Origin of the sequence: Intestinimonas sp. MSJ-38 (genome assembly GCF_018917925.1) — a bacterium.
In the GTDB taxonomy this organism is placed as follows: Bacteria; Bacillota; Clostridia; order Oscillospirales; family Butyricicoccaceae; genus Pseudobutyricicoccus.
Map to the genome: position 1 here is coordinate 1 of NZ_JAHLPO010000080.1, position 628 is coordinate 628.

A 628-nucleotide genomic window follows, 5' to 3' on the forward strand; every position below is an offset into this window, starting at 1 on the left:
GATAGGGTTCCGGCACAGACTTCTCAATCACTTCATAGGTACCTGGCAGCAGATTTTCCACCCGGGCGCTGCCATCTGCACCGGTGGTCACTTCTCCCACCCAGGGGCCGTCCACGGCCCGCACCTGGAACACCGTTCCCGGCACCACTTCCCCGGTGTCGGCATCCCGCTTATGGATAGTCAGGTTGGGGCGCTTGTCGTTTTGAATGGTCAGCGTGCTGGTTTTGCCCGGGAAAAGCTCCACCTTGTATTCCTTGGGACCGAGAATATGGTCATTTACAGTGGCGGTCTCCTTGACCGAATAGACACCGGGTTCCAGATCGCTCACCAAAATCTCGCCGGCATCGTTTGTCGTTCGATCCAGGTAATGCGTCCCGTCCTCGATTTTGCTGATGCGGAAAGTAACGCCGCCCAGCGGTGTGCCGTCGGTGCTTTGCTTCAGCAGCCGCAAAGTGGGCTTAATGGAGTTGGTGAACACAAATTCGCCGGTCTGGCCAGGCTTCAGATGGATGATCCGCTGGGCATCGTCGATCACATAGCCGTTGGCTTTCTTTTCGGTCACCACATAAGTGCCAGGCTCCAGCTTGGACAGGTCGATCATGCCGTTTTCATCGGTGGTAAATTCTTT

Annotated in this window: 1 protein-coding gene; it reads right to left on the reverse strand. The window is 56.2% G+C overall.

Annotation, left to right across the window (positions count from 1 at the left end; translation table 11 throughout):
- On the reverse strand, positions 1 to 628 hold a 628-nt coding region (locus KQI26_RS15155), incomplete at both ends, for a collagen binding domain-containing protein (protein WP_253292910.1).